Here is a 25520-nt window from a genome sequence, read left to right as displayed (position 1 = left end):
GATGCTTACAGAAGCTCGTCTATAAATACTGGGTTGGACCAGGCCGTGTTTCCTTCGAAGTCCACGCATTCCACACGAACAAACTTCATGCCGGAGTCGAGAAGGAACGATCCGCTGGTAATTGGAGCAGCGTCCTCGTTGTACAGCGTACGCCCGTTGAATGGCTCGGTAATGAATTTAATGAATTTGACGGGCGAGCATTCAACTTTGAGATAGCCGTTCTCAACTCGCAAATCCTGAATCTCGGGCCCGCTTGAGGAGTAGTATCGTCCGGCTTTCAAAGCATCAATGATGTCCTCCTGGTTCAGGCGATTCGCCTCTACCGAGATCCATCCGCCGAAAAATTCCGAGATTGCACTATCAAAGGAGCCACGGTGTGCATCGTCCGCTGCGATCCCGAATACTTTGCGCCCATTGCTGAGCAAGTAATCCCAGTGCCGCAAGCCGTAGCCGACAGCTTCGTCCATCTCGGACTGATGATTATAGATTTCGATGGCAAAATAGCGGTGCAGCTGGAGCAGATCCTCAGGCTTGTTGCGCGACCATGTGGGGTGATTGAGGATGACGAGATTGCCTCTGTCAATCATTTCATCGATTAATTCTTGAATCGTGTGAAGCCCGGCGTAATCCGGTTTGGCATGCTCTTCGTCATGGGCGAATTCATGATCCGAGCCTAGTGTCCGATCCAGCAAGCCATGAATGTGGTACTGCTGCCCCGTCTCTTTCCAGCTCATCTCGCATGCCATTTCGTAACCGCTAAGCATGATGAAGTTCTCCTCATCATACGCTGCCGATTTCCAGTAGATTTCGTGATCGCTCAAGCACATGAAATGATAGCCTTTGTTTTTGTATGCGCTTACTACTGTCTCGGTCTCGTATTGACCGTCGCTTCTGGTTGAGTGGGTGTGAAGATTTCCTTTGTACTTCTTTTTACCGCCATTCAAATAGATTACGGATTGCACGTTGTGTTATCGCTCCTTCTATTTCAGCAAGTCTTCGACGAACACAGGGTTCGTCCATGCAACGTTTCCTTCGAAATCGACACATTCCACACGGATATAGATCATATCCTCTTCAATGGTAGCAGTTGCACTCGTGAGCGGTTTACCTGTAGCAAAGTTGCCGTAGAACGGGCCGCGCTGCGGGAATGCCTTGAACATGATGAATTTGCAAGGAGAACATTCAATTCGCAATTCTCCGTTCTCGACGCGCAGATCGAACACCTCAGGCCCTGAGCTGGAGTAGAACTGTCCTTGCTTCAGGCTGCGGATTACCTCCGTCTGAGCGAGCGCATCCGCCTGTACTTGAATCCAACCTCCGCCATACTCCGGGATGGCCCAATCCGGCTGGTGAGTATGTGAGTCGTCGGCGGCGATGCCGAAGACGCGCTTGCCATTTTGCAAAGCGTGATCCCAATAAGCTGTGCCGTAGGAGCTTGCGGTCGACCATTCGGTAGAGTGATTGTAAATTTCGACTGCAAAAAAGCCGTCGTACTTCACCATGTCCTCGAATCGTGTCAGATGCCATTCTGGATGGTTAAAGACGACGAGATTGCCGCGGTCTCGCAGCTCATCGATCAATAGCTGCGGGGAATGATCTCCGATCCATGGCACTGGTACAGGGAATGCATGCAGATGGGGATATCGCTCTTCTCGCGGCTCGACGGTAGGATCGTCCAGCACGCCGAAGTGATAGCCTGGATTCTTATCTGGTACTTGGTTCAGCTCTCCCCGCTCGGTGCCTGGGAGGGTAATGAAATCGGTCGTATCAAATTCAGTCGTACGCGTGTAAACATCATGATCACTGAGGGAAATAAAGTGATAACCCTTCGCCTTAAAGACGTTGACGACCTCGTCTGCAGGTAATCGACCGTCCGACCAAGTCGTGTGCAGGTGGAGATTGCCTTTGTACATTGGTTTTTCTCGATTTAACAATATGATATCCTTCATGACATCTCCCCATTGACTTTGTGTTGTTTTAAGTGGTTATCCATAAGTTACATCATTTGTTAAGCGTTTTCAACATCTATTTTAAACCAAATTCAAATAAAACCACAAGAATCCAAAAATATCGCGCATTTTACAGAATGAAATTAGATAATAACAACACAAAGCACAATAAAACAGTTGAAACCACAATACGTTTGGAATATACTATTTACGAATTATTTATTTATCTTCCGCAATGAACGAGATAACGAGAGACACTATCGTTCTGATCAATAAATGTACGAAAGTAAATGGCGATTAACAAGAATGAATCATAGAAATACAATAAATTAATGGTTTAGAGCTTGATTCTGTAAAAATGTGATTTTAGTTGTCAGTAGGAGATCTATTAAAGGAGGTGAAAATACTATTGTGATCTGGATAGCCATTAGTCTTGTATTATGTTCAGGTTTCGCACATGCAGTGTGGAATTTATTCACAAAAAGAAGTTTAGACAAGGCTGCCTTCTTATGGGCGATTCTCGTTCCAAGCGAACTTATTCTCGTCCCATTACTTGTTCATCGTCTTTGGGTCACGCCATTGCCATTGTTGGCTTATGGATTGATATTGTTATCTATGATTATTCAAGGCGTGTACGGTAAATTGTTGTCGTTGGCCTACCAAGTAGGAGACTTGTCCCAGTTGTACCCGTTGATGAGAGGAACTGCGACATTGCTCGTTCCGTTGATCGGCATTGCTTTTTTAGGGGAGTCATTGTCTGGATGGGGCTGGCTTGGTCTCGGCAGCATGATTGTGAGTTTTGTACTATTAAGCGGATGGTCGTTTAAAAACCGACTATTGTCAGATTCTCGCAAACCATTATTGCTTGCGTTCGGCGTTGGACTTTGTACGACTGCTTACGTTTTTATCGATAAACTTATATTGGACTACATATCACCTATGGAACTGCTTAGCGTCGGCAATTTGGGCTGCCTGCTGGCATTAACCCCACATGTTCTGCGAACAAAGCAGTTGAAACAGGAAGTGGTACGAAATGGGAAAATCATTACGCTTGGTGCAATCTTGTCCCCTGGTTCTTATTTGTTGTTTTTGTATGCTTTAAACGTTGCACCTATGGCGCATATTTCACCCATACGCGAAATCGGCACTGTATTTGCGACATTTCTTGGCGTCGTCGTATTACGTGAGAATCAAGGAACGAAACGCATTGTTGCTTCGATTACGATCGCATCGGCTATTTTGCTCATTGCCATCTTAGGTTGAAGCCAATATCCGATAGACATGAAAAAGATCGCCAAGCTGCCTGTCCAAACAGGTAGCTGAGGCGATCTTTTTATTTGTGTGACTTTATCAATTACTCGTTAGTGGTCAGCCATTTAAGCTTCTCCTCAGCAAGCCTCGGCTTCCACTCTTTGGGAAGCGGTTGATCGCAAACAATGCAAAATGCAGGACTCCATTGGATGCGATGCATATAGCGTTTTCCAAGCTTGGAATGATCGGTCAAAATAATAGTCTCTGTTGCATGTGCGATTGCTTTTCGCGAAATCGCCGCCTTTCCATCATCCAGGCAGGTTAAACCAGCCTCAGCATCTATCCCATCAACAGAAATAAACGCTTTATCGACATAGTAATGGTCTAATTGCTCTTCTGCTACGGGTCCTGTTGAGCGCGCATGCTTCGCATTGATTTCCCCGCCCAACCATAAGATGCGACCATCATAGAGATCGTTGATGGCGCGCTCCATCAACAGGGATACAACCAGCCACGAATTCGTAATAATGGTTAGACCGCTTTTGGTCAAATGGGGAATGATGGCCATAGGCGTTGTTCCCTCATCCAGAAACAATACTTCTCCGTCTTTCACAAGTCCCGCTGCAATTTGCCCTATGCGGTTCTTTTCTTCCTTGTGCAGTTCCAATCGGGTTATATGTGGTTGTTCTTCCCGGTCATAATTCTTAATGGCACCGCCATACACTTTGCGCAGCAATCCCTCCTGCTCCAGATCATCCAGATAGCGACGTATCGACTCCTTGGACACGTTAAGCATGTTGGCCAAGTCGACCGATATGACTTTGCCGTACTCCTCTAGCAATTCAAGGATGCGTTGTTTGCGTTCTTCTCCAACTAGAGACAATGAGGTGACTTCCTTTCTACTATTGGATACATTACCACAAAAACAATATACCAAAGTTTAACTCTGTTAAGAAGTGATTATGAAAAAGAAGCCGAGCATTAGCTGCCCGACTTCTTGATACTCACTTAGCTGCACGTGAACGTTTCTATAGTGCGGAACCCTCCTCATGTCCATACACACCTCTGTCATATATACCGACTCGCGACGCGGTAAAGCATAGAAACCGTGCCGTTTGACCAAGTCCATCGCGTATAGCGAAGTACACGAAGGCATCGGAATCACTGTAAAGCGTAAGTCCCGCTTCCTCTCCCCTGCTTTTCGGATCAAACACCAACTTCGTTACAACTTCAAAACCATAAACCGTTCGGTGTAAGTTAATCGGCTGCAAATATGATGTATCTATGAAAACAACGACAAACATTTAACGATAGCAACTGGTCTCTTATGGGGAAAATGATCGGGCGATAGCGTTCTCGCAGGAGCTGTGGATGACTGCTCGGCTGAACAGCGCGAGGCTTGCTGGAGCTCGGGTACATTTCCAATAAAAATGAAGAAACGAGAATGGCTCGTCGAGCAGCGGGAGCTGTTGCAGCCAAATTTTTTATTATACATCTCATTATGAGAGGCACGGGGTGGATGCGGACTTTTCGCGGATCACATGATGGTCGCCGAACCTTACGCCTATATCCTTTGTTAACTGTTGTATGCCAGGCAAGTCCGCTGTGCATTGATGAGCCGCTCTGTCGCACGCCATCCGGCGCACCGCTGAATATATGCGCATGAACTGCGCCCGCAGCCTGCCGTTGCAGAAGCGCGAAATAAGCCCAGCTTACTTTAGCCGGACTTTTCATGAAGTGATGGGCGTTCCGCCGCTGACCTACTTGAACAATCAGCGCATTGAACCCTCGAAGCCAATCAAGCAAATTGCGCTCGAGGTCGGCTTCGGGGTTTGCCGCATTTGGAGGGAATAAGCTCACCTGAATCCGTTACATTTTCACAGCTGCCATCTTCACGGCAATAAGGTCATAACGATCCGTTAGCGGCGGAGGGGTCGACGGAACTTTCGCTCAGTCACCAGCTATTCTCATAATGAAAAAGCTCCTCCAGTACACACCAAAGCCGCTCTGCGTCTGGCTTTTCTGTCCATGGCTCGAAATGTGGCTCCATCACCTCGCCCCAATTTAAAGGTGAATTTTTAGTCGAAAGTTGTCCAATTCGAGCTTGCTCGACCTGAGATGGCAGCTCTTGATAGGAGAAGATATACCTCCCGAAGCTGCCAATCGTATAATATTTGTTAAAAAGCCGTGGCTTCTCTTCTTGCAGTTGGTAGTGCAAGAAGACGTAGCTGCTGTATTTGTCTGGCTTTAATCTCGCCAAGCTGCCGACTCGCTGCTCCGCACGATACCCCGGGCGTCTCCAGGGCACATCGTCCATCGGGCAATCGTCGTGGAAAATATCATTCATGCGCATCTCGTAGGTTCCCGCCGCCTCACCTTCAAGGGCAGGCCAAGCCTGCAACAGCGCGGTCAGTGCCACATTCCAAATGCAACCGATCTGCTTTTCTCGCCCATCCGCTGCTTGCTCTAAGTATGTAAACAGATAACTGCCTTCGCGGAACACGCTGTACACCAGTGCGCCTTGCTTGTGCAAGCGGACCTGCAATTGCTCCCGCTGCTCTTTCAACTCCTGAACGAACGCCTCTTCCATGCCTGGCTTCAGCGCTGACACCCACATGAACCGCTCGATATTTTGCCTCATCGTCGTTATCACGCCGCCTTTGCTTAATGGAGTAAACTCACGCAAATAAGGACGGAGTATCCGCAAAAAGTGACAGCACCCGCTCGTGATCCTCTGGCGCGAGCCCCACTCCGTCGCAATACGAAGCGTTCGCATGCAGTGAGCGACTGGAGGCCGTGCCCGTCAGCGTCACATGGATGTCTGGGTTCTGCATGCTGAATCGCATGCCCGGCTCGATGAGTCCTTTCGGCTCAGAGCGGCGCAGAAACGCCAGCTTCTCCATCCGTTTCGCCGCTTCGGTACGCATGTCTTCACCGAGAAACTTGGCCGGAGATTCGGCGAGCAGCCCCATGCCGAGCACGCTGCCATTAATAATGGCGATATCGTTCGCTCTTGCCAGCGGGATGATCTCATTCGCCGCAGAATAATCGAGCAGCATGTAGCGGGCATAAAATTGTATCGCATCGAAGGCCCCTGTTTCCATGTAACGCTTCAGTAGAGGCAGATCACGGGTTGTGACGCCGAGGAAGCGGATTTTGCCCTGCTCCTTCAGCTTCAGCAATGCCGGAATCGCCTCATTAATAATGAGCTCATACGGCTGTTTTTCCACATCATGCAGCTGCAGCAGATCGACGTAATCGGTCTGTAACCGCTTCAAACTCTCTTCGGCCGAACGGATGACATTCTCATAATTGTAGGCAAAATCGTACCGGACCGCTTTTGTCGCCAGCACTACTTTGTCCCTGCGTCCGCCTGTGAGTGCCCTGCCGATTCGTTCCTCCGACTTGCCGAGTCCGTAGAGCGGTGCCGTGTCGATGAAGTTAATGCCGAGGTCGAGCGACTCATGTACGACCCGTTCAATTTCCGCCTCATCAATATCCCGGAAATCGCCTCCAATCGGCGCGCCTCCGAGGCCTAGCTTGGATACGCGAAGTCCCGTTCTGCCAAACGTCGTATATTCCATTGCTGCACATCCCCTTTCTAATAATGATAGTTCAGTCCGAATATATCGTTTTTGTTATTTCCCAGTACACAAACTCAATATATACTATTGATAAAAGGAAGAGGATACCTCGATTTTGCGAACGATATCAATATTTTGCGAAAAGGGGACAATGGCCATGTATGATGCGCATTTTACCGCCAGGCCTGATTTCGATCGTTTCCACGGCTTCCCGCTTGGCATTGGGCATATCCAAGGCGAGCCCGAGCATTCCGTGGGCGGTACGACCTATCAGCCGAGCTTCTACAATGTTCATTTCGTTGTAAGAGGCACAGGATGGATCCAGACCGAGCATGGCACGGCCCAGCTAAAGCCTGGAATGGGGTTTCTCTATGGCGGTCATCCGCAGTTCTTCGGCACGAACGGCGATGATCCATGGGAGGTGTGGTGGATCTATTTCGCTGGCGAAGGCATGAGCCCTCTGCTGGCGGACAAAGCGTTGCGTGATGTATGGGCATTCTCGTACGGGGAAAATGATCGGGTAATGGCGCTCGTGCAGGAGCTGTGGACGACTGCCAGGCTGAACAACGCGAGGCAATTCCCGAAGCAAGCCGCTCTGCTGTATGAGCTTATGCTGGAGCTGCTGCTCCACACCTCCGATCTAAACACCTCCGGTGAGCGAAGCTTATCGCACAGCATCCGGCGAGCTGCCGAATATATGCGCATGAACTGCTCCCGTAGACTACCGTTGCAGAAGCTTGCGGACCTATGCGAAATAAGCCCGGCTTATTTCAGCCGGACTTTTCATGAAGAGATGGGCATTCCGCCGCTGACCTATTTGAACAATCAGCGAATCGAACTGTCGAAGCAGATGCTGATGGCCACCGCAAAGCCGGTCAAGCAAATCGCGCTCGAGGTCGGCTTCTCGCAGCCGAGCTATTTCATCGAGCGATTCCGCATCGCCGAAGGCGTGACGCCGACGGTGTTCCGTGAGGGAGCGGTGCGGAAGAAGGAGGGTTAGGGCGAGCAGCCGGGGCCGACTGCGGTCGATTACGGCGGAGCGGTGCATGGTCGCGACCGACTGCGGCCGATTGTTTCCAAATAACGATTCTGAGTTTCGTTAGACGTCCATGAGCGGCCCAGATAACCAACCGCAAAACAAAAAGCGCCCCAAAAGGAGCGCTTCATCTCACCTACTATTAGCCCTGCGGCACAATTACATACCGCGAAGCTTCCTCAGCCGCGCCTGCATGCTCGCCTTGAATGGCCCAGCCATGCGATAAGACGGACGCGAGGCGTTCCTTCTGCGAAAGCGTCAGCTCCGCAATGACCGACTCATTGCCCGCATCGAGCACGAGCTCCGGCTCCAGCTTGTACGCAATATGAATCCAGCTGCGAATGCCGCGGATCGTATTGTACTTGATCTGATATCCTGTACGCACCGCCGCTTCGAATGTCTCCGAAGCTTGCGTCGCGAATGCGGTTAGCTCCTCGTAATTGAACTGATACATGCTCGTGTCTTCCTTCGGCAGCTCACCTTGCTTCGTGCGCTGGATGATCTCGTCATCCGACCAGCCGAGCACACGTAGAGATTCCATCAACAGCGCATCCCACTGGGAGAGCTTCACTCGTTCTTCCACTTCCGTCATCGTCCTAGTCCCTCCTAATCCAATGCTACAAAATGTCCCGGGCTCACTTCGCGCAAGTCCGGAATCGCCGCGCCAGCTTCTCTGACCCATTCTACCCGCTCTCTCACAACGTGAGGGTCGGGTACCGGAATGGAAGATAGCAGCGCCTTCGTATACGGGTGAAGCGGATTGTCGTACAGCTCATCGCTTGGCGCTACCTCGACGAGGCGGCCGCCATACATAACGCCGATGCGGTCAGAAATATGCCGCACCATCGACAGATCATGTGCGATGAACAGGTAGGTCAGACCAAATTCGCTCTGTAAATCTTCAAGCATGTTAATGACCTGCGCCTGCACGGATACGTCGAGTGCAGAGATCGGCTCATCACAGACGACAAAATCCGGCCGCACGGACAACGCCCGCGCAATGCTGATCCGCTGCCGCTGCCCGCCGCTGAATTCATGCGGGAAGCGGTACAGGTGCTCGCGCTTTAAGCCCACTCGCTCCAACAGTGACGCGACGAACTCCTTGCGTTGCTCACCACGCTGCAAGCCGTGGATATCCATCGGCTCCCCGATGAGCTCAAGCACATTCATCCCCGGATTGAGCGATGAGTACGGATCTTGGAAGATGGACTGAATGCGGCTGCGGAACGGCTTCAGCTCACGCTCGCCTAGCGAGGACAGATTATGTCCATCAAAGTGTACTTCACCCGATGTATAGTCATAGAGCCGAAGCAGACAGCGACCAACGGTAGACTTGCCGCTACCGGATTCACCGACGAGACCGAACGTCTCACCGCGCTTAATCTGGAAGCTGACGCCATCAACGGCTTTCAGCACCTCCGTCGACCGTCCCCAAATATCTCGGCCCTTCGTAAAATGCTTCTTCAAATTGCGTACATCAACCAGCCATTCATGCTCGCTCATTATGAAGCACCTCCTCTCCACCTTCTGCTAACCAGCACATATATCGGTGGCTCGGCGATACTTCCGTCACCTTCGGCAGCGCCGCGCATTGCGACATTGCATGCGGGCAGCGCTCCATGAACGGGCAGCCTGGCGGCGGATCGAGCAAGTTCGGAGGCGTGCCGTCAATTGGCACGAGCCTTTCCTTGAAGCCGCTCTCCCGTTTCGGCAGGGAGCGAAGCAAGCCCTGCGTATACGGATGCTTCGAACGATAGAAGATGTCCTCTACCGTGCCTTCCTCCATCACCATGCCGCCGTACATAACGACGACGCGGCTGCACACCTGCGCCACAACGCCAAGATCGTGCGTGATCAGCGCAACTGCTGTGTTCGAGCGCTCCTTGAGCTGCCTCAGCAAATCCAGAATTTGCGCCTGAATCGTCACATCGAGTGCAGTCGTCGGCTCATCCGCAATGAGCAGCTCAGGCTGGCAGGAGAGCGCCATCGCGATCATAACGCGCTGACGCATGCCGCCGCTGAACTCATGCGGATACTGATTCACGCGCCGCTCCGGCTCCGGAATGCCAACTTGACGCAGCATTTCAATGGCTTCGCGCAGCGCCGCCGATTGCCCAAGACCACGGTGGCGGCGAATGACCTCCACCATCTGATTGCCGATTCTCTGAACGGGATTCAGCGCCGTCATCGGGTCCTGAAACACCATTGCAATCTGGTTGCCGCGCAGCTTGCGCCAATCCTTCTCCGACAGGCGCGACAACGACTCGCCGCGGAACTTTATATCACCCTCGACCATCTTGCCCGGTGGAGGTGTGAGCGCCATGAGCGCTTTGGCCGTGACGCTTTTGCCGCTGCCGGATTCACCAACGATGCCGACCGTCTCGCCTGCATCAATATGAAAACTTACGCCGCGAACCGCTTGATTCTCGCCATCGCGGGTAAAGAACGATACTTTCAAATTATCGACGGACAAGAGCCGTTCTGCCATCTGTGTTCACTCCTTTATGTCCACCGTTTAGCTTAGCGCCGGTTCAGCTTCGGCTCGAAGCCGATACGAAGAATATCACCGAGCACGTTGAAACTCAGAACCGTTAACAATATAAATAAACCTGGGAAAACCGCCAAGTAAGGCGCGTTTCCGAGAAAACCCTGCGCATTATTCAGCATGCTGCCCCACGTTGCTTTCGGCAGCTGCACCCCGAAGCCGAGGAAGCTAAGGGAAGATTCCAGCATAATTGCGGAGCCAACCATATTCGATGAGCCAACGATGATAACAGGCATCAGGTTCGGCAGAATATGCTTGATGATAATACCAAGCGAGCTCTGACCGGAAGCTCTCGCATAGAGCACAAACTCCCGTTCCTTCACGCTCATCGTCTCTGCTCTAATAATTCGAGCAATGCTCATCCACATTAATAATGCAATAATGACAACGATGCCGCTTACGCTAGGCTTCAAGAATATGCTGAGCAAGAGCAGCAATAGGAACGAAGGGATCGACATGAACACTTCGACTGCCCGCATGAGCACGTTGTCTATCCATCCGCCGAAGTAGCCGCTGACAACGCCAATAACGACGCCGATCGTTGTTGCGAGCAGCATGGAAGTTACTCCGACCATCAGCGATACACGGCCGCCATAGAGTGCACGCGAGAAATAATCACGACCATAATCATCAGTGCCAAACCAATGTGCTGCACCGGGCTTCTGCAGACGCTCAAGTACATTCAATTTATTGGGGTCATACGGAGATAAGAAAGCCAATGCGGCACCTACCGCGAAGATAGCAAGAATAATGACGGCCGCAATACCCCATTTATTCGAAAACAGCTCGTTTCGTACATTTCTCCATTTGGTGCGATTCATGAGGTCACCTCGTCTGTTTGATTCTTGGATCAGCTACGCTGTACAGCAGGTCGGCAGCCAGATTTCCGATCATGAGCATAAAGGCAGAAAATAGCGTAACGCCCATTATAATCGGATAATCCATCCCCTTCGCAGCGGTCACCGTGAGTGAGCCAATTCCCGGCCAAGTGAATACGGTCTCCGTAACAATCGCACCGGCGACAAGCTCAGCGAGCGAGAGCCCAAGAAGCGTAATGACAGGCAGCAGCACGTGCTTCGTCACATGCCGGAACAGAATCGCAAATTGATTCGAGCCGAACGCATATTGGATTTGCACATAATCTTCTTTCAATTGGCCAATCGTACTGGAACGAATATAACGCACATAGCTGGACAGGAAGCTGATCGCCAGAACCGAGCAAGGCAGAATGCCGTGCTTAATGACATCAAGCGCCGAATCCTTGCCAATCGTGTGCATTCCCATACTTGGCAGCCAGCCGAATTTAACGGCGAAGAAATACATAAACAGAATGCCCAGCCAGAATAGCGGCACCGAAATTCCGATATAGGCAAGTAAATTAACGAGCTTGTCTACCCAGCGGTTCCGATATGCGCCAGCGAGCATCCCGAGTGGTATCGCAAGCACTACAGCAAGGGCAATCGAAGTGCCCATAAGGCCCGCGGTAGCAGGCAAACGCTCCAGAATTTGATCCATAACCGGCTTATGATTGACGAGGGAATACCCTAAATTTCCAGTCAAGCATTCCTTCAGCCAGTGGAAGTATTGAACATAAGCCGGCTGATCAAGCCCTAGGTTATGCCGGATGCGTTCAATATCGTCCGCGTGCATGCTCGGTGTAACAAAGTTAAGCACCGGATCGCCCGGCGCCATCTTAATCATAGCAAAGCAGACAATCGATACGAAAAACAGCATCGGTATCGTCTGCAGCAAACGTCTGGCGATGAGTTGTCTCATTCGTGAAGTCTCCCTGCTTTGTGTAGCAAAAAATAAGCTGGTGTCACCCAGCTTATTTTTTGAAATTTTTCTTATTTAAAGTACAGTTTTGCTGGATCTTCAAAGATTACGACTGGCTTCAGAACCGCTTCGTCTACACCGCCAAATTGCTTGTCGAATGCAACGATTGTCTTCGTGTAGCCGATTGGGTAAATTGCAGCATCACCTGCGATAATTTCTTGAATCTTCTTGTACACGTCACCGCGCTTCGTTGTATCAGCTTCAGTCGAGCCTTGTTTCCACAAGCCGTCAGCTTCTGCATTTCCGTAGTGGAAGGAGTTGTACGAGCCGTTTGTTGTGTACAGCACGCTGTATGCATCAGGGTCAGAGCCCATAATATATCCGCCTACAAACAGATCGAAGTCAGTTGCTTTCGGATCGTAAGCTTTCGCGCCGAATGCGGATGAATCCAAGCTTTGTACTTCAACGTCAATGCCGATTTCTTTCAGCTTCTGTTGCGTGTACAGGGAAATGGCTTCTTGCACTTTGTTGCCGCTCGTCACGATGAAGCGCAGCTTCAGGTTGCTAACGCCAGCCGTTTGCAGAAGCTCTTTCGCTTTGGCAACGTCGTTATCAAACGTTGGTACATCATTCGTGTGGTACAGTGTATCAGGTGTCAGGACCGAGTGAGCCGGATCTGCATAGTCTGCGGAAGCATATGCAGCTTGGATGACCTCTTCACGGTTCAGAGCATAGCCAATTGCTTGACGAACTTCTTTCTTCTTCAGCACGCCAATGTCGCTGTTCTCGTTGAATGCAAGGTAGGACAGACGGCCTTCAGCGTATGGCAGAATATCGAACTTGCCAGTACCTTCAATCGTCGAAACGTCTTGCGGATCCAGGTATTTCACGTTAATCTCGCCGTTCTGAAGGGCAAGGTTAGCGGCATTCGTGTCTTTTGCAACACGGTACGTGATGGAATCAAGGTGCGGCTTGCCTTCGAAATAGTTATCGAAGCGCTCAAGCGTTACATACTCGCCTGTTTTGTACTCTTTGAACTTGAACGGGCCGGAACCAACTGGCGTCGCGTTCTTCGTGCTCTTCTGAATATCTGCTTCTTTCTCGAAAATATGCTTCGGAATCGGCGTCAGCTGAACAAGTGTTGCTTCGAAAGCCGGGTTTACTTGCGGTAGCTTGAATTCTACCGTAAGATCGTCAACTTTCGTTACTTGAACCTGCTTATCTCCGAATACGAGGTAATCGCGGAAGAAGCTGTTCTGGTTCTTGTCGAGAATTTTATCGAATGTGAAGACAACGTCATCAGCAGTCAACGGCTCTCCGTCGTGCCAAGTAAGGCCGCTCTTCAGCTTCAATGTGTAAGTGAGGTTATCAGCAGATGGCGTCAGGCTGTCTGCCAAGTAGAATGTTTTCTTACCGTTATTGATTTGGAACAGCGGTGCGTAAAGCGCTTGGTCAATCGTCAAGCTAACGCGGTCGCCGGCATAGATTGGGTTAAGTACATCAGGGTCAGCAGCTACAGCAATAATTAGGTTGCCGCCGTCTTTCGGCTGCGAAGCGTCAGTCGATGTGTCCGTCGCTGCGTCACCGTTGTTTGCAGTTCCAGTGTTCGTTACATTCGAGCCTTTATTCGAATTCTCAGTCGAATTATTGTTCGCTGAATTTCCGCCGCACGCGCTAATTACGAGTGTTAATACGGCTAAAACAATTACTACGGATAAACTTCTTTTTCTAATCATGCTGTCAGCCCCTTCAAAAATGATGCGTGTTATTTTGTTAATTTGAATTATACATCGGAATACTCGGAATTACAATAACCTACTGAAACATTTCACTAGATTCATAGTTTATCTACTAAATTATACTCGAATCGTCCCAAATAAAAAAGCAGTCGCATCCCTTGAAAGCATTGGGATACGACCGCTTTATAAAAATGTTCATATGATTAACAAATCATTACCGGTTATTGCGGTAATAAGGCTTGTCCGTGTGATATCCATCATTGTCCGTTGCACCGGATTTGACCTGATCAGTCGTGCTCGTCACTTCATTGTCTGTACCCGAATCAGTGCCCGTGTCTGTGTCTGAACCTGTGTCGCCACCGACGTTCCCATCAGAACCATTGTCTGTGTCTGTCTCGCTGTCTCCACTCAGAACATGACGCGCCGTAACGAATGTACGATCCCACACGCTTCCTTTAAAATCAGAAATCGTCACGCCGACGCCGACACGATACGTCTGCAGCAGCTTGCCGTTGCCGATGTAGAGGCTTACGTGATTGATTTTGCCGTCTTTGTTCGTGTCCGTGAACACGAGGTCGCCAGGCTGCAGATCCGCTTTCTTCACTGGCGTACCGACCAGCGCTTGCTGTCTGGACGAACGAGGCAGGTCGATGCCGTTCTCTTTAAAGATATATTGCATGAACGACGAGCAATCGAATGCGCTCGTAATGCCGGATTTAGCGCCGAATTTATATTGCACGCCTAGATATTGTTCGCCTGTCGCAATGATGTTATCCACCAAGCTTGTGCCTGTCGCAGCTTCTTTAGAGACTGTTGCCGTCGTTGTAGTCGTCTTGGAGGTTGTCGCTGCGTGCGTTGTCCCCGGTGCTGTGAGCATGCTACCACCAATCGCTACGAATACACCCAGCGTAATACCGATCATTTTAGCATTGAAACGTTTATTGTTAGTCGTTGTTTTCATGTGTAAGTTCCTCCTGATGTCTGAATTTGTAGGTTAGGAATTTAATCGCTCGTGTTGTTGTCTTCGCTTGCCTAGAACACTATAACACAGCGAAAACTCCCACTATTTTTCAATGAGCACCGCGTCCTTAGGCCACTCACCGTTATCGCTCCTTTCTGAGAAAATGATGAGAAAAAATTAATGAAACGCATATTGACGCCAACGCGAAAGCAGTACCTGTATATTCACGGAAAAGTACTTTATAATGAGGTACGAAAGATTCGCTTACAGCTAAGAAGGTGAAACCATGTTCCGCAAGTTCCGTAAATTCCGAGTTGGGCTCGCGCAGAAAATGATTCTCGGCTATGTCGTCATTATTTTGCTACCGACACTGCTCATTGGCTCGTTGTATTATAAACAGCTTCATAATAATGCCGTGAAGGATTACGCCACGAACCGTGAATATCTCATTCAGCAGGTTGGCTCCACCTTCCTGATGAACTTAAGCCAGATCGAGATGATTCACGACATGTTCCAGACGAACCGCACACTGAGCGGCTTGCTCTCCGGCAACTATACAACGGCGTCCGAGCAGGTATACGTCTACTTGAAGGATCTCGTGCCGCTGTTCTCCTTCTATAAGAATAGCTCGACGTACATTGACCGAATCCGTGTCTACAAAATGAACCCGAAGGTGCTGGACCTCGGAGCCAGCATCGTTGACAGCGCCAGCACCATTGCTCCCGAAGTGGACAAGCTGAAGCTTGGCGAAGGCTATTGGTTGCAACAGATCGTCGATAAGAGCTCGGATGCGCTGCAGCTAACGTATTATAAGAAGCTGTATAATGAGGATTTCACGCAAGAGATCGGCATTCTGGAGATTCGCCTCAAGCGTAATTTCGTCAGTAGCCTGCTCCATTCGAACGATCCGAGCGGCGCGAATGCGCATTATTTCTATGTCACTGACAAGAGCAACGTGCTCGGCACCAATCTTTTCACGGTCTCCAAGCCTGACATGCCGCTCACCGCAGGCGATCAGGAGCAAATCTTCTCCTCGATTAAGATGCCGAGGCCTTATCAGTACTTCGAAGCATCTGGCGGTGAGCTGCTGATGAACAAATTCCAGGTGCCGAAGATGTCGGCGACTATTATGGCGCTTACGCCAACGGACGAGCTCTTCCAACGTACGAATAGTCTCGTGAGGTGGTATGTGCTTGTCATTGCAGCACTGCTCGTCATTCTATCCGGCGCTTACTTCGTCACCTTCTCTACGGTCGTTCAGCGTATTCTGAAGCTTGGACGACACATGCGCACGAACTTGCTCGCACGCTACGATGAAGACCGCGGCAGCGATGAGATCGCCTTCCTCGTCTCGTCGTATAACACGATGATTACGCGCAATGACGAGCTGATGAGCAAGATCGACATCTCTCAGCTAAGACAGAAGGAAGCGGCATACTTGGCTCTTCAAGCGCAGATCAATCCACATTTTATCTATAACGGGCTTGAAGCGATCCGGATGGCTGCCGAGGAAAACGAGGACCCTGACGTGGCGAAGATGCTCTACGCGCTCGGACAGTCGATCCGTTACAGCTTATCGCGAAGCAGTCATGCAACATTGAAGGACGAGCTATCGCATATTCGCAGTTATTTGGAAATCTACAAGGTGCGTATGGAGGAGCGACTGCAGTACGATATCATCGTTCGGGATCAAGCGCTGCTCCTGCGGGAGTGCCCACGATTTATTATTCAGCCGCTCGTCGAAAATGCAGTCATTCATGGCATTTCGAAGCGCAGCAAAACCGGGGTGCTGCAGATTGAAGCATGGCTCGAAGGCGAGCTTGCCATCGTCGAAATTCGTGACAATGGCGTCGGCATGACACCGGAGCAGCTAGAGATGCTGAGGCGCACGCTAGATGGCGAGATTAGGCCGCAAGAATCCGAGAAGTCCGGCGGCATCGGGGTCATGAACGTGCATGAACGCATGATCAGCAAATTCGGGCAAGCCTACGGGCTAAGGATTACAAGTGAGCTCGGGGAAGGGACGACCGTTGCCTTGTACATCCCGAGAAAGGGGGAATCATAATGAGGCTGTTAATTGTAGAAGATGAAGCGCCGATTCTGAGGGGGTTGCTGCGTAAAGTGAAGGCGCTTGACCTGCCGTTTCATGAAATTGCAGGAGTCTCAAGCGCAGAGGAAGCGCTAGAGGATTTGCGCCAGCATCCGGCGGACCTCGTCATGACGGACATTAATATGCCGCAGATGAACGGACTGGAGTTCATTCAAGCCGCCCAGAACGAAGATCTATGCGGCAGATTCATCATTCTGACTGGCTATGATGATTTCTCTTATGCCCGAAGCGCGCTGCGCTTGAAGGTCATCGATTATTTATTGAAGCCGATTAACGATGAACAGCTCGGCGAGCTGCTCACGAAGATTGGCGAGCAAATTCAAGCAGAGCTTGATCTGCAAAGCGACCATGAGGATGAAGCGGAAGTAGAGCTGAACGAAGACAGCTTCCCTGCCGAAATGGATAAGCCGGATGCCGGCAAGCAAATGCTCGAGTATATAGAGGCGAATTATCAGACCGATCTATCGCTTGGCTCCGTAGCAGAGCAGGTCGGCCTCCATCCGAACTATGTCAGCTACCTCTTCAAGAAAGAGACCGGCATGAACGTTCTCGCGTATATCCATCAGCTGCGGGTTGTGAAAGCGAAGGAGCTCATCGTGAAACGTCCGAATTTGCCGCTGAGCGAGGTAGCGGTTCTGACCGGCTTCGAGAATCCGCGGCACTTCTATAAGGTGTTCAAGAAGCATACCGGCATGACCCCGCGCCAGTTCGGGGAGTATAGCCAATCAAATCCTTCTTGATTGTTATACGCCAGTCCAATGTGGACACGGCTAATCGCGGCTAACGGATCCAGATGACCTTATTGGCTCCAAAATAGCGCTTCTAAATAATGTAACGGACTCCAGCGACGTTATTCCGATAAAACCAGCCTCTTGAGGCTGGAAAAGCGGTGAATAGCGCTTCTGGAGTCCGTTATTTTTTGAGCGAGCTGCTTCTGCAGCTGAGAGATCGTATATGATCTCTCGTGCTTGAAAATCGGCCATTTCACTGCTGAGAGTGCTAATTTGGCACTCTCGCAGCAACAATTGGCCGGATTCGAGCTGCTATTGGAGCTGAGAGATCGTATATGATCTCTCGTGCTTGAAAATCAGCCATTTCACTGCTGAGAGTGTTCATTCAGCACTCTCACTTCAGCAAATGGCCTTTGAGCGATATATTCAGACCTATAAGATGTTTACGACCGTTAGCCGGCGAGCGGCAGTCGACAGTCAGTAGACCGTCAGCGTTCAGCAGCGGTTAGTGGCAGTCAGAGGTCGGCCATGATTATCAGCGCCACCCTCTATTTCTTCAATATCGCCGCATACTTGTTGCTCATCCACTTCTCGAGCTTCGAGAGGCCTAGTCCCTCTGCCTTGCTCACCATCAAATTAAACTGCGCCACGCATGCTTCCTGCGTATCCGCCAGTATAACGTTTGTCTGCTCACTGCTGATGAGCGCATCCACTTCTCCTGCGATGCCTGCCTCCTTCGTATCGGATGGCGGATTAACGCGCGCGAGCAGCGGCTCATAGACAGTGTGCTCCTTCTCTTCGCGCAGCGCCTCCATCATTTCCGGCTGGTCCGGGTCATAGGCAGCCTGATTCGCAATATTACCGTGTACGCCGAATGCCCAAACCGAGACGCCGTACTTCTGCACCCACTGTTCATAGCTCGCGTACTTGTCCTGCAGAAACTGCTTCTCAAAGATCGGGTAGCCCTCCGCTGACATATGCCAGTGCACCCCTTCGATGCCCCAAGCCATCAGGCGCTGTCCCTCCTCGCTTCGCAAGTATTGCAGCAGCCGAATCGCTACATCTGGGTAGCGACTCTTCTTCGTTACATACGTGCCGGCCCAGCCAATCGTATCGCTCACATGTACGAAGGAGTCTGACAGCGGCGAGGTAACGAGCTTGGCGTGGATGTCCATACCCGCCGCCTTATAGGCGCTGTTCGCCGCATTCGCATCATACACATTGCGAATGAAGGCGAATGCCGCGCCCGAGTCCCGTTTCTCGATATATTGCTCGTGGTTGAACGTAAAGTTCTCCGGCTTAATAAGCCCTTCCCTGTACAGTCGGTTCAAAAACAAATAATAGTCCAGCGTCTTCGGATTCCTAAGCTGGCTCTGAACCTTGCCATCATGCTGATATAAGCCTTCCACGCCGAACCGCTCTTTGAAATACTTGCTCCATTGCGAATTTTCATCCAGCAAGAGCGGAATCATACTCGAATACTTGGCTTTCACACCAATCAGAATTTGCTCCAAATCCGCTAACGTATGGAGCGGCGGGTTACCGAGCTTCTTCATCATGTCGTCGCGAATAGTAAGCGCAGCCGTCCCCGGCCCTGCAACCGCGTACGGATTGAACATGTCGACTTCCCTCTGGTAGAAATTGCGGATCGTATAGAAATGTCCGTCCGACGAAGCGTTCAGCTGCTTCTCTTCGTCCGAGACAACGAATTTCGGCGTATAGGCATTCATTAATAAGTCCCAGGCATAGCTTGTTTCTTTCGTTGCCAGCCGGTCTGCGAGCCGATCCGAATAGATGATATCCGGCAGATCGCCCCTAGCCAGCATGGCAGGCAGTTCTTTCGTATCCATACTGCGGATGATGTTCAGCTTCACACCTGTCCGCTTCGTCAGCTCCTCCGGTATCGGCCCAGTAAACGAATCGACCCAGAACCAGGGCATATCCACGTAGACGGTCAACGTAATGGGGGTATTATTGGTAATCGAAGTAGGATTACTATTATTCGTGGTCGTTGGCGGAACGCTGACTGGCCGTTCATTCACGTTCGGCGGCTGCTCTTCCTCCCCACGCTTGCAAGCGGTGATCTGAACTAGGCTGGCACACAGCAGGATGGCAAGCAGCGTCCTCCAGCTTCGCGTGAGAGCTCCAGCAATCATCATCAAACACCTCCTCCCATAGCACTCTTCTCATTGTAACCATTTTCGCCCACGTTCGACAGCATCAGCTATAAAAACAGCAAACAAGAAGAAAAAAAGCCGACCCCTGTAACGGAGGTCAGCTTCATGCACGAGAAGAACTATTCTTTAACTGCACCGATCATCATACCGGAGACGAAATACTTCTGCATGAACGGATATACGAACAAGATCGGAATCGCGGCGATAAACACCTGCGATGCTTTAATGGTACGGTCGGATACGCGGCTCATCAGCTCCGCATTCTCTCTCGTAATGACCCTTGAGTTGGAATCGAGAAGAATCGTTTGCAAGTAGGACTGCAGCGGATAGCTCTTCTGATTGCTCATGTAGATAATGCCATCGAACCATGCGTTCCAGTGCGAAACCGCCGCGAACACGACGAGCGTCGCGATAATCGGCATCGACAGCTGCAAGTACAGCGACATCAGAATACGGACATGACCCGCACCGTCTATGAACGCTGACTCTTCAACTTCCTTCGGAATATTCCGGAAGAAGTTCGACAAGAGAAGCACGTTAAAGACGGAGATTGCACTTGGGATAACAAGCGCCCAGATCGTATCAAGCAAGTGCGTATTCCTAACAATCATATAGGAAGGCACAAGGCCGCCCGAGAAGAGCATCGTCACAACAAGATACCAAGCGAAGAACGATTGGTGCTTGAAATGAAGCTTACCCTTGGACAGCGGGTACGCCGCCAAGATGGTCAGAATCATGCTAATCAAGACACCGAGAATGACACGCTCCACAGAAATGCCCATCGCATTCCAGAACTCGGAGTTTTTAAGGATATATTCGTACGACTTCGTCGAGAATTCCACTGGCCAGAAAGTAACCTTCCCGGCTGTAACTGCCGTGCTCTTACTAAGCGAAATCGCCAATACATGAACCATCGGAATGATGCAGCTCAGCGAAAATAAGATGAAGATAAGGCTATTAATGCCCGTAAATATACGTTTGCCTAACGAACGGTCTACCACTTGCGTCCCCTCCTGTGTTCTAGAAAATGCGATGATCCGATATTTTGCGGGCAATCATGTACGAGACGGTAATCAGGACTAAGCTGACCACCGAACGGAACAAGCCAATTGCGGCACCAAGTGAATATTGGGCTTGCTGAAGACCCATCCGGTATACCCAAGTATCGATAACATCGCCTGACTTATACACTGCCGGAGAATAAAGCATAAGCACTTGCTCGAAACCTGCGTTAAGAATGTAGCCCAGGCTAAGCGTAACCATCAATACAATTGTCGACTTCATGCCTGGAAGCGTAATATGCAGCGTTTGTTTCCAACGGCTTGCGCCGTCCATAACAGCGGCCTCGTAAAGCGTCGGATCGATTGTCGTGATGGCAGCCAAGAAGACAATCGTACCGAAGCCGGTAATTTGCCAAGTCTCAGTACTTACAAGAATATAAGGGAACCATGATGCCTTGGATAAGAAAATAATCGGGTCAACGCCGAACTTGGCAAGCATTGTGTTAATGAGGCCCTCACGGGAGAGCATATCGCGGAAAATACCGCCAAGAATAACCCAAGATAGGAAGTACGGGAAATAAATAATCGTTTGTACAGTGCGTTTGAATACTTTAGACATAATCTCGTTCAGCAGAATGGCAACCGTAATCGCAGCTAACGTCTCTACAATGATTTTCATCGTAGCAATGAAGAGCGTATTGGCTATAACTTGCTTCACATCCGGGATGTGATACAGACGTTTAAAGTTATCAAGCCCAACCCATTCGGAATGAAAGAAGCCGAGTGTCGGTTGGTACCGTTGAAACGCCATGACAACCCCGAGCATTGGGAGGTAGGCATATATAAACAACACAACAACCGGGGGAATCAGCATGAGATACAGCGCTAGCTGCTTCCTAGGAATTTTAAATGCATTCATAAGCTCGCTCCTTACTACTTTTAATTGCGATAAAGACCAGAGAGTGCGGATGCATGAATCATCCGCACTCTTCATGCCTTTAAATTAATTATTTCTTCTCTTCGAACCAAGTTTGAACGGATTCACTGTTCTTTGCTTTGAACCAGTCGTTAACTTCTGGGTTTACTACAGAGCCGTAAAGCGAATCGTATTGTGCAAGGAAATCGTCGTAGCCGCTGATGTCGCCGCCTTTAACAACATTCAGGAACATAACATCCCAAGCTTTCTTGACGATTGGAGCGTTGTCGAGCATGTTTTGCGTAGGCATATCTGTGTACTCGTTCATTTCGAAACGCTTCTCTTTGATGTACTGGTCAACTACGCCTTCACTACCTTTGCTTGTGTAAGTCAGGTAAGGAGGGAAGCCATTCTTGTCGTTCTTGTCTTGGTACGCTTTTGCTTGATCATAGAACGTCTTGTACGCTTCAGGCAGCTTGTCTCCTTGACCGTCTGTGAGCGCTTGTTGAACTTGCTGGAATCCTTCGTAGTTAAACGATGGGTTGTACACGTGCATTGGGTACAGCTGGAACCAGCCGAAGCCGCTCTTAGGATCCGTGTTATATTTGCCGAATTGCATCGTCTCTGGATTGTTGTTCAGGTCGTGGAATAGGTTCTCCATCTTCACAAGCGCCTCAGGGTTCTTAACGCCCTTCTTCGCTACGTTTACGCCAAGCAGCATCGTTGCTGTAACCGAAGACTTGCCCGGTTGATCGTCAGCGGAAGGAATGGCAACTGGCTCCCATTTCGCATCCGGTTTTTGGTCAAGAATTTGGTTCAGAGGCCACCAAGAATCCCACATTCCGCCGAATACAACTGTCGACTGGCTGTTCACAACTTGCTCGTTGTACTTCGTATCATCGAGTGTTGCGAAGTCTGGATGGATATAGCCTTTCTTGTAGTACTCTTGCAGCTTCAGAAGCGCTTTACGCGTATTCTCACGGGACTCTTCACCGAACATACCATTCTCGAGTTCGCCCTTGCTGTTCTTGATCCAGATATCCGGGTAGGAGTGGAACATATTGAAGAACGCGGAGCCAATACCCCAGTTTGTGGAGTTCAGGTTTGCATCAGCAAGCGGAATCGGATACATCACTTTGCCTGTTTTGTCATAATCATTGTTCTTGAATGCTTCGAGGATCTTGTCCAAATCTGCTACCGACTTCGGAGCGGACAAGCCTGCTTTCTGCAGATCATCTTCACGGATCCAGAGCATGTTGCCTTGGTCATGGTATGTCATACCGTTAGGGATACCGTAGATTTTACCGTTTCTTGTCACGCCTTCAAGCAGACCTTGGTAATCGCCTGTCAGGTATTTCTTCATATATTTTGTCGCGTAGTCTTGCACTTCCTCCGTCATATCTTCGAGCTGGCCTGTGGATACCAACTTCTCGAATTGCGAAGGCGATACGTAGAAGAAGTCTGGCAGGTCGCCGGATGCGATCATCAGGTTCATCTTCTCTTCAGCCTGCGAATTCGGTGCAGACCAGTTATATTTCAGCTTGATGCCAAGCTTGTCTTCCCAAGTTTGCGTATAGACGTTCTTCTCGATCGTTGAACCGTCCGGCGCGTTCTTCGCAACGCCGTTGTCCGTGTGAACTGTCGTTACTTCAATCGCTGGAGAGAACTTACCGAACGGATCCTTCGCAGGCTCTGCGTTCGCATCAAGCAGCTTCGAAACATCCGTCGTTTCGTTGCCGTTGTTCGTCGAACCACCGTTAGTGCTGCCCGTGTTACCGTTGTTGTTGCTGTTATTGTTACCGCATGCTGCCAGCGAAACAGATAACGAAAGAATGAGAGTAAGCGATGCAAGTTTAATGCCGTAATGCTTTTTCATCTTAATCCCCCTGTTAACCTTTATTGTAATCTTGCTTAGGATTACCTGAATTCAGTGTTGCTTAAGACTGAACGACTTGCTTCTTCGGAAGTTTGCGAAGCGGTTCAATTACGACATCGCCGGATGCGGTTGCCAGGCAGATTAAGCGCTGGCCCGCTGCAAGCTCGCTTGGCGAGATCAAGCAATCCTCGATATCGTGTTGTTCAACTGTACCTTCGACGACAGTGCTGATACAAGTCCTGCACGTACCGTTACGGCACGAATATGGAATGCTGGCTTGCTGCTTGATTGCAGCATCCAGGATGAATTCACGTGGTGCGACTTCAAACGACTCACCTGTTGCTTGAATCGTTACGCGATTATTGCTGCTCATTGTAATCGCTCTCAATCCTCTTCATTTTATCTGCAATCCGCGACAGGAACGGCTCGTAATCCCATACTTTGTTGATATCTTCAACGTACTGGTTATACCAAGCGAGTGTTTTCTCCATCACTTCTTGCATTTTCTCGTAATCATTATTAAAACGGTGCATGAGCCACTTGTGACCATATTTCAGGTGAATGGCTTCATCCGCCCAATCATAATCAATGTGGTGTGCGGTTTGCAGATCGCCGAATTGCTCGAATTCCTGCTTCGCTTTCTCACGGTTGGCTGGACCATCAATCTCGAATCGGTGCAGCAGCGCCATGAGGTCTAGCTCATTACCGCCATTCGTCACTTGTGATGCATATGTTTCTTCGTAGACCGGAACGTCCATACCGATATCGAAGCCCCATTCAATCAGCCTCAGCTCGCCCATCTTCACATGCCTTGACTCATCGTATGCCCAGCGAGACAGATCAAGGTAAAATTCCCACGGCATATCGTCCCACGTCCAAATCGCAAGGCCTGGCGCTTCCGCTGCCCATATTTCGGTCAGATGATAAATCGCCTGCAGCACTTGAATTTCAATCGGGGATTCCGCTCTCTTCGGCGGGATGGAGCTTGGCGCCGGGACGAATCTCGGATCGCGTGCGGCTTTCGCCGGCATTTTGTAGGGTTGCCTATTCGCGATAATCCATGCATCAGCCGCTTCAGCAGCCATCGATTCCTCGCCTGTGACACCGTTTCCAACAATGCCACCAATACCCTGCAAATATGAGCGAATGGCGTTTCTCCACTCACTTACATCTTCCTTCGGCAGCAGTGTATCTCGAATCTCACTTACATGATCGATCTGACACTGAATCTGCTCTGGGAACTGCCACATAAAGGCAATCGTCGGTGCATCGCTGAGCGGATCTGCTTGCTGCAGATAGATCTGATATTGCTGCATCAGTTCTTGCTTCACCACGTCGTAGACGCCTGCCAGAAGCTCGTTATCGCCAAGGCAGCGAATGAGGAGCGACAGCAATCGGCTAAGCTGTGGATCGTGGTTACCGTCCACATCGCGGCGCGGATAACGCAGTTCCATAATGCGCGTGCGAAGCGCGTCGGCCCTAAGGGAATCCTGCCATAAGTGATGCGGCAAGTCTTTATTTAGCTCCCAGTTCGTTACACTGATTAGGTAACCACCGAGAGTTCTCATTATTTCCTTCTCAACTAAGTAGAAACGTTTCAACAATGCTGATACTTCTTCGACTGTTCGCGTGTGTTGATGCTTTCCAGCGAAGAGCGCATGATTTGCTGACATCCGCCCACCCCCTTAAGGAACTATATACACTATACATGAAGCGCTTTCAGGATTTATACGGATCATTTTTTATATCCTTGTGTCCATTTTTAAGATCGAACGCTGTCGAACCGTTTCAAATTGGTAGGTAAGCGGATAGATGTAAACACAGGAAAAATCCTTCATTGAGGAGAAGACATAGAAAAAGAACCCAGG

General features: G+C 49.9%; 24 protein-coding genes. 5 read left to right on the top strand and 19 right to left on the bottom strand.

Annotated elements, in window-relative coordinates:
- Window positions 1–5: 5 nt before the first annotated feature.
- A complete protein-coding gene (locus BMY11_RS18280) occupies window positions 6–962 on the bottom strand; it encodes a CehA/McbA family metallohydrolase domain-containing protein (RefSeq protein WP_090579287.1) in 957 nt (318 codons plus the stop codon).
- Window positions 963–980: 18 nt separating this feature from the next.
- On the bottom strand, window positions 981–1949 hold the full coding sequence (locus BMY11_RS18275; protein WP_090579284.1) for a CehA/McbA family metallohydrolase domain-containing protein: 969 nt from the start codon (window positions 1947–1949) through the stop codon (window positions 981–983).
- 411 nt (window positions 1950–2360) lie between these two features.
- Between BMY11_RS18275 and BMY11_RS18270 the strand changes: the two genes are divergently transcribed.
- Window positions 2361–3212, top strand: a complete 852-nt coding sequence (locus tag BMY11_RS18270; protein WP_090579281.1) for a DMT family transporter — start codon at window positions 2361–2363, stop codon at window positions 3210–3212.
- Between the two features lie 91 nt (window positions 3213–3303).
- Here the strand turns inward: BMY11_RS18270 and BMY11_RS18265 are convergent, their stop codons facing one another.
- Both BMY11_RS18265 and BMY11_RS29725 read right to left on the bottom strand, forming a co-directional pair.
- Window positions 3304–4083: a DeoR/GlpR family DNA-binding transcription regulator gene (locus BMY11_RS18265; RefSeq protein ID WP_177182703.1), complete on the bottom strand. Its 780-nt coding sequence runs from the start codon at window positions 4081–4083 to the stop codon at window positions 3304–3306.
- A gap of 145 nt (window positions 4084–4228) precedes the next feature.
- Window positions 4229–4504 carry a beta-xylosidase family glycoside hydrolase gene (locus BMY11_RS29725; protein WP_090579275.1) on the bottom strand — a complete coding sequence of 92 codons (276 nt, stop codon included), beginning with the start codon at window positions 4502–4504 and terminating at the stop codon, window positions 4229–4231.
- A 352-nt stretch (window positions 4505–4856) separates the two neighbouring features.
- Between BMY11_RS29725 and BMY11_RS18255 the strand changes: the two genes are divergently transcribed.
- On the top strand, window positions 4857–5054 hold the full coding sequence (locus BMY11_RS18255; RefSeq protein WP_090579271.1) for a helix-turn-helix domain-containing protein: 198 nt from the start codon (window positions 4857–4859) through the stop codon (window positions 5052–5054).
- A 100-nt stretch (window positions 5055–5154) separates the two neighbouring features.
- Here BMY11_RS18255 and BMY11_RS18250 read toward each other — a convergent pair whose 3' ends face one another.
- Window positions 5155–5841, bottom strand: coding sequence for a hypothetical protein (locus BMY11_RS18250; protein ID WP_090579269.1), 687 nt, complete (start codon window positions 5839–5841; stop codon window positions 5155–5157).
- Window positions 5842–5878: 37 nt separating this feature from the next.
- Window positions 5879–6784 (bottom strand): aldo/keto reductase, encoded by a 906-nt coding sequence (locus tag BMY11_RS18245; protein ID WP_090579266.1) that lies wholly within the window; start codon window positions 6782–6784, stop codon window positions 5879–5881.
- A 157-nt stretch (window positions 6785–6941) separates the two neighbouring features.
- Here BMY11_RS18245 and BMY11_RS18240 point away from each other — a divergent pair, with 157 nt between their 5' ends.
- On the top strand, window positions 6942–7784 hold the full coding sequence (locus BMY11_RS18240) for a helix-turn-helix transcriptional regulator (protein ID WP_177182701.1): 843 nt from the start codon (window positions 6942–6944) through the stop codon (window positions 7782–7784).
- Between the two features lie 178 nt (window positions 7785–7962).
- Here BMY11_RS18240 and BMY11_RS18235 read toward each other — a convergent pair whose 3' ends face one another.
- The 7 genes from BMY11_RS18235 to BMY11_RS18205 all read right to left on the bottom strand — a co-directional run bounded on the left by BMY11_RS18235 (window position 7963) and on the right by BMY11_RS18205 (window position 14841).
- Window positions 7963–8412, bottom strand: coding sequence for a hypothetical protein (locus tag BMY11_RS18235; protein ID WP_090579260.1), 450 nt, complete (start codon window positions 8410–8412; stop codon window positions 7963–7965).
- Between the two features lie 14 nt (window positions 8413–8426).
- Window positions 8427–9323: an ABC transporter ATP-binding protein gene (locus BMY11_RS18230; protein ID WP_090579257.1), complete on the bottom strand. Its 897-nt coding sequence runs from the start codon at window positions 9321–9323 to the stop codon at window positions 8427–8429.
- Window positions 9310–10308 (bottom strand): ABC transporter ATP-binding protein, encoded by a 999-nt coding sequence (locus BMY11_RS18225; protein WP_090579254.1) that lies wholly within the window; start codon window positions 10306–10308, stop codon window positions 9310–9312. The genes BMY11_RS18230 and BMY11_RS18225 overlap by 14 nt, the downstream gene beginning before the upstream one ends.
- A gap of 32 nt (window positions 10309–10340) precedes the next feature.
- On the bottom strand, window positions 10341–11186 hold the full coding sequence (locus BMY11_RS18220) for an ABC transporter permease (RefSeq protein ID WP_090579251.1): 846 nt from the start codon (window positions 11184–11186) through the stop codon (window positions 10341–10343).
- A 4-nt stretch (window positions 11187–11190) separates the two neighbouring features.
- Window positions 11191–12141, bottom strand: a complete 951-nt coding sequence (locus BMY11_RS18215) for an ABC transporter permease (protein ID WP_090579246.1) — start codon at window positions 12139–12141, stop codon at window positions 11191–11193.
- 71 nt (window positions 12142–12212) lie between these two features.
- Window positions 12213–13877 (bottom strand): ABC transporter substrate-binding protein, encoded by a 1665-nt coding sequence (locus BMY11_RS18210; RefSeq protein ID WP_090579243.1) that lies wholly within the window; start codon window positions 13875–13877, stop codon window positions 12213–12215.
- A gap of 217 nt (window positions 13878–14094) precedes the next feature.
- Window positions 14095–14841 carry a C40 family peptidase gene (locus BMY11_RS18205; RefSeq protein ID WP_090579240.1) on the bottom strand — a complete coding sequence of 249 codons (747 nt, stop codon included), beginning with the start codon at window positions 14839–14841 and terminating at the stop codon, window positions 14095–14097.
- Window positions 14842–15127: 286 nt separating this feature from the next.
- Between BMY11_RS18205 and BMY11_RS18200 the strand changes: the two genes are divergently transcribed.
- Together BMY11_RS18200 and BMY11_RS18195 are read left to right on the top strand one after the other, a co-directional pair.
- Complete coding sequence (locus BMY11_RS18200) at window positions 15128–16906, top strand: sensor histidine kinase (protein ID WP_090579237.1); 1779 nt, start codon at window positions 15128–15130, stop codon at window positions 16904–16906.
- The gene (locus BMY11_RS18195; RefSeq protein WP_090579235.1) at window positions 16906–17691 is read left to right on the top strand and encodes a response regulator transcription factor; all 786 of its coding nucleotides are present in this window, start codon (window positions 16906–16908) and stop codon (window positions 17689–17691) included. Before BMY11_RS18200 ends, BMY11_RS18195 begins: the two co-directional genes overlap by 1 nt.
- 539 nt (window positions 17692–18230) lie before the next feature.
- On the opposite strand, the gene BMY11_RS18190 is transcribed toward BMY11_RS18195, so the two are convergent.
- The 6 genes from BMY11_RS18190 to BMY11_RS18165 all read right to left on the bottom strand — a co-directional run bounded on the left by BMY11_RS18190 (window position 18231) and on the right by BMY11_RS18165 (window position 25325).
- A complete protein-coding gene (locus BMY11_RS18190) occupies window positions 18231–19841 on the bottom strand; it encodes a type 2 periplasmic-binding domain-containing protein (protein ID WP_143069299.1) in 1611 nt (536 codons plus the stop codon).
- Window positions 19842–19978: 137 nt separating this feature from the next.
- Window positions 19979–20860, bottom strand: coding sequence for a carbohydrate ABC transporter permease (locus tag BMY11_RS18185; RefSeq protein ID WP_256217628.1), 882 nt, complete (start codon window positions 20858–20860; stop codon window positions 19979–19981).
- Between the two features lie 19 nt (window positions 20861–20879).
- On the bottom strand, window positions 20880–21779 hold the full coding sequence (locus tag BMY11_RS18180; protein WP_090579229.1) for an ABC transporter permease: 900 nt from the start codon (window positions 21777–21779) through the stop codon (window positions 20880–20882).
- A gap of 88 nt (window positions 21780–21867) precedes the next feature.
- Entirely contained in the window at window positions 21868–23652 is a 1785-nt protein-coding gene (locus tag BMY11_RS18175) for a type 2 periplasmic-binding domain-containing protein (protein WP_090579226.1), read from the bottom strand.
- Window positions 23653–23713: 61 nt separating this feature from the next.
- On the bottom strand, window positions 23714–24025 hold the full coding sequence (locus BMY11_RS18170) for a 2Fe-2S iron-sulfur cluster-binding protein (protein ID WP_090579223.1): 312 nt from the start codon (window positions 24023–24025) through the stop codon (window positions 23714–23716).
- A complete protein-coding gene (locus BMY11_RS18165) occupies window positions 24012–25325 on the bottom strand; it encodes a DUF455 family protein (RefSeq protein ID WP_090579220.1) in 1314 nt (437 codons plus the stop codon). Before BMY11_RS18165 ends, BMY11_RS18170 begins: the two co-directional genes overlap by 14 nt.
- Window positions 25326–25520: the final 195 nt, after the last annotated feature.

Origin of the sequence: Paenibacillus sp. OV219, assembly GCF_900110075.1 — a bacterium.
Lineage (GTDB): Bacteria > Bacillota > Bacilli > Paenibacillales > Paenibacillaceae > Paenibacillus_Z.
The sequence above is the reverse complement of the archived record's forward strand: the minus strand, read 5'-3'. Positions and strand labels throughout refer to the sequence as shown.

What these genes read in the sequence shown, in the direction of transcription:
- BMY11_RS18275 (WP_090579284.1), bottom strand. Translation starts at nt 1,949, where the DNA reads ATGAAGGATATCATATTGTTAAATCGAGAAAAACCAATGTACAAAGGC.
- BMY11_RS29725 (WP_090579275.1), bottom strand. Translation starts at nt 4,504, where the DNA reads ATGTTTGTCGTTGTTTTCATAGATACATCATATTTGCAGCCGATTAAC.
- BMY11_RS18255 (WP_090579271.1), top strand. Translation starts at nt 4,857, where the DNA reads ATGCGCATGAACTGCGCCCGCAGCCTGCCGTTGCAGAAGCGCGAAATA.
- BMY11_RS18250 (WP_090579269.1), bottom strand. Translation starts at nt 5,841, where the DNA reads ATGAGGCAAAATATCGAGCGGTTCATGTGGGTGTCAGCGCTGAAGCCA.
- BMY11_RS18245 (WP_090579266.1), bottom strand. Translation starts at nt 6,784, where the DNA reads ATGGAATATACGACGTTTGGCAGAACGGGACTTCGCGTATCCAAGCTA.
- BMY11_RS18240 (WP_177182701.1), top strand. Translation starts at nt 6,942, where the DNA reads ATGTATGATGCGCATTTTACCGCCAGGCCTGATTTCGATCGTTTCCAC.
- BMY11_RS18235 (WP_090579260.1), bottom strand. Translation starts at nt 8,412, where the DNA reads ATGACGGAAGTGGAAGAACGAGTGAAGCTCTCCCAGTGGGATGCGCTG.
- BMY11_RS18230 (WP_090579257.1), bottom strand. Translation starts at nt 9,323, where the DNA reads ATGAGCGAGCATGAATGGCTGGTTGATGTACGCAATTTGAAGAAGCAT.
- BMY11_RS18225 (WP_090579254.1), bottom strand. Translation starts at nt 10,308, where the DNA reads ATGGCAGAACGGCTCTTGTCCGTCGATAATTTGAAAGTATCGTTCTTT.
- BMY11_RS18220 (WP_090579251.1), bottom strand. Translation starts at nt 11,186, where the DNA reads ATGAATCGCACCAAATGGAGAAATGTACGAAACGAGCTGTTTTCGAAT.
- BMY11_RS18215 (WP_090579246.1), bottom strand. Translation starts at nt 12,141, where the DNA reads ATGAGACAACTCATCGCCAGACGTTTGCTGCAGACGATACCGATGCTG.
- BMY11_RS18210 (WP_090579243.1), bottom strand. Translation starts at nt 13,877, where the DNA reads ATGATTAGAAAAAGAAGTTTATCCGTAGTAATTGTTTTAGCCGTATTA.
- BMY11_RS18205 (WP_090579240.1), bottom strand. Translation starts at nt 14,841, where the DNA reads ATGAAAACAACGACTAACAATAAACGTTTCAATGCTAAAATGATCGGT.
- BMY11_RS18200 (WP_090579237.1), top strand. Translation starts at nt 15,128, where the DNA reads ATGTTCCGCAAGTTCCGTAAATTCCGAGTTGGGCTCGCGCAGAAAATG.
- BMY11_RS18195 (WP_090579235.1), top strand. Translation starts at nt 16,906, where the DNA reads ATGAGGCTGTTAATTGTAGAAGATGAAGCGCCGATTCTGAGGGGGTTG.
- BMY11_RS18190 (WP_143069299.1), bottom strand. Translation starts at nt 19,841, where the DNA reads ATGATGATTGCTGGAGCTCTCACGCGAAGCTGGAGGACGCTGCTTGCC.
- BMY11_RS18180 (WP_090579229.1), bottom strand. Translation starts at nt 21,779, where the DNA reads ATGAATGCATTTAAAATTCCTAGGAAGCAGCTAGCGCTGTATCTCATG.
- BMY11_RS18175 (WP_090579226.1), bottom strand. Translation starts at nt 23,652, where the DNA reads ATGAAAAAGCATTACGGCATTAAACTTGCATCGCTTACTCTCATTCTT.
- BMY11_RS18170 (WP_090579223.1), bottom strand. Translation starts at nt 24,025, where the DNA reads ATGAGCAGCAATAATCGCGTAACGATTCAAGCAACAGGTGAGTCGTTT.
- BMY11_RS18165 (WP_090579220.1), bottom strand. Translation starts at nt 25,325, where the DNA reads ATGTCAGCAAATCATGCGCTCTTCGCTGGAAAGCATCAACACACGCGA.